Origin of the sequence: Nitrospirillum amazonense (genome assembly GCF_029594735.1) — a bacterium.
Taxonomy (GTDB): Bacteria; Pseudomonadota; Alphaproteobacteria; order Azospirillales; family Azospirillaceae; genus Nitrospirillum; species Nitrospirillum amazonense.
In genome coordinates this window covers 1-1,075 of record NZ_JARPAF010000024.1, presented here as the reverse complement: position 1 = coordinate 1,075, position 1,075 = coordinate 1, and the positions used below count along the sequence as shown (strand labels likewise).

1 pseudogene is annotated in these 1,075 nt (G+C 64.7%); it reads left to right on the top strand.

From position 1 onward, the window contains the following. Positions 1-33: 33 nt before the first annotated feature. Positions 34-1,075 (top strand): annotated as a pseudogene (locus P5F91_RS29805) (beta strand repeat-containing protein); the annotation flags it as partial.

Below are 1,075 nucleotides of genomic sequence, written 5' to 3'. Positions count from 1 at the left end.
ACCTATGTGACGGGCGACCAGACGGCCCCATCGGTGACGGTCCTGGCGGACGGCAGTTACGTGGTGGCATGGCAGTCGGCGGGGCAGGATGGCGACGGCACGGGCATCTACGCCCAGCGCTACACGGCGGGCGGTCAGAAGCTGGGCGGCGAATTCCGGGTGAACAGCGTGACGGCGGGGAGCCAGACGGCCCCGTCGACGGTGGCGCTGGCCGACGGCGGCTTTGAGGTTGTGTGGCTGCAAGGCTATTATCAGGTTTACGGACAGCGGTACGATGCTAATGGGGCCGCCGTTGGCAGTCAGATCACCTATGCCTTGGATGGGTACATAGATTCCGGTCTGCCTAAGGCGGTACAGCTGGCGAACGGGACGATGCTGATCGTCTGGGGCGGGGTTAACACCGTCACGAACACGCTGGCCTATGGCCAGTTGTTCGACTCCCTGGGGACCGCCATCGGCAGCCGCTTCACCGTCTCCACGTACAGGACAGGGACGGTCGACTATCCGTCGATCGCGGCCCTGGCGGATGGCGGCTTCATCGCCACCTGGTCGGTCGGCGAGCAGAACGGTGATGTTTACGCCCAACGCTTCGATGCGTCGGGCAACACGGTCGGGGGGTATTTCATGCCCACCCCAACCTCGGTTAGCACCGATCGCCTGGCGGTGTCGGCGGGGCTGAAGGACGGCGGCTTCGTCATCGTCTGGCAGGCCAGTGAACTGAGCTACACCGGCAACTCCTCCGGCATTCCCTATGACATCTACGCCCAGCGCTACGATGCTTCAGGCAATACGGTCGGTGGGAAGATTCGGGTCAACAGCTACACCACTGGGGATGAAAGCCAGCCCTCGGTAGTGGCGACGGCGGACGGTGGCTATATGGTCGCCTGGCGGGCGAACGCCGAGGACGGCAGCGGCTACGGCATCTATGCCCAGCGCTATGACGCCAACAACGTGGCCGTAGGCGGCGAGGTCAGACTGAACGACACCACCGCGGGCGACCAGAACCAACCGGCTTTGGCTGTTCAGGCCGATGGCGCCATCATCGCGAGCTGGGCCAGCCAGACGGCCAACGGCT